The sequence below is a fragment of the Ruegeria sp. AI3 genome (assembly GCF_056541245.1).
Genome location: NZ_JBQFYA010000052.1, coordinates 1 through 1,159 on the forward strand (window position 1 = coordinate 1; position 1,159 = coordinate 1,159).

Sequence of the window (1,159 nt, forward strand, 5' to 3'; positions counted from 1 at the left end):
CCACCGTTCTGTTGGCGCTGGCGCTGATGACGGTCATTGTGATGATGATCCTGCCAATGCCTGCGTGGGTGCTGGACCTTGGGCTGGCCGCCTCGTTTGCGCTGGCGATCCTGATCTTTACCCTGACCCTGTTTATCGAACGACCGCTGGATTTCTCGTCCTTTCCGACCATTTTGCTGGCATCGCTGATGCTGCGCCTGTCGCTGAATGTTTCGTCCACCAAGCTGATCATCGGTCAGGGCCATACCGGCCCTAACGCGGCTGGGGACGTGATTGAAGGGTTTGCCCAGTTTGTCATGGGGGGCAGCATTTTCCTGGGCCTCGTTGTGTTTGGCGTTTTGCTGATCGTGAATTTCATGGTCATCACCAAAGGTGCCGCACGGATGGCCGAGGTCGGCGCACGATTTGCGCTGGACGGGATGCCGGGTAAACATCTCGCCATCGACAGCGACATGTCCGCAGGTGCAATCGATCACCAGCAGGCCAAGGAACGGCGCGAACGGGAACAACAGGAAACAACCTTTTTCGGTTCACTGGACGGGGCGTCGAAATTCGTCAAGGGCGACGCCGTCGCGGGGTTGCTGATCACCCTGCTGAACCTTGTCATGGGCTTGGTGATGGGCGTGATCGTGCATGGCATGCCGGTTTCGTCGGCCTTTGAGACTTACGCGATTCTGACCGTTGGGGATGGGTTGGTGTCGCAAATCCCGGCCGTCATCATCTCGATTGCATCTGCCCTGTTGCTGGCCCGGGGCGGCACGCAGGGCGCAACCGACAACGCGATCTTCTCGCAGCTGGGGCGCCACCCCGCCGCGCTGAGCACTGTTGCGGTGTTAATGTTTTTGTTTGCATTGGTGCCCGGGCTGCCGTTTCTGCCGTTTATCCTCGGGGCCGCCGTACTTGGCTATACAGCCTTTCGGGTCCATCGAAAACAACAGGGCGAAGAGGGAGCCGAGGACACTGCACAAACCGACTCCGATGCGCCTGTCTCACAGGCCATTGGGGATATTCTGGACCTCGACGACGTGCATCTGGAATTTGCCCCGGATCTTATCAGCATGGTTCTGAACGCCGGCACGGGTCTGGATGCCCGGATCGCAAATATGCGCACCTAAGTGGCCTCGACCTTTGGCCTGATCCTGCCGGACATCCGCCCGCC

The 1,159-nt window shown here is 59.4% G+C and carries 1 pseudogene; it reads left to right on the top strand.

Annotated elements, in window-relative coordinates:
• Positions 1 to 1,112 (top strand): annotated as a pseudogene (locus ACRZ95_RS22935) (FHIPEP family type III secretion protein); the annotation flags it as partial.
• Between the last annotated feature and the right edge of the window lie 47 nt (positions 1,113 to 1,159).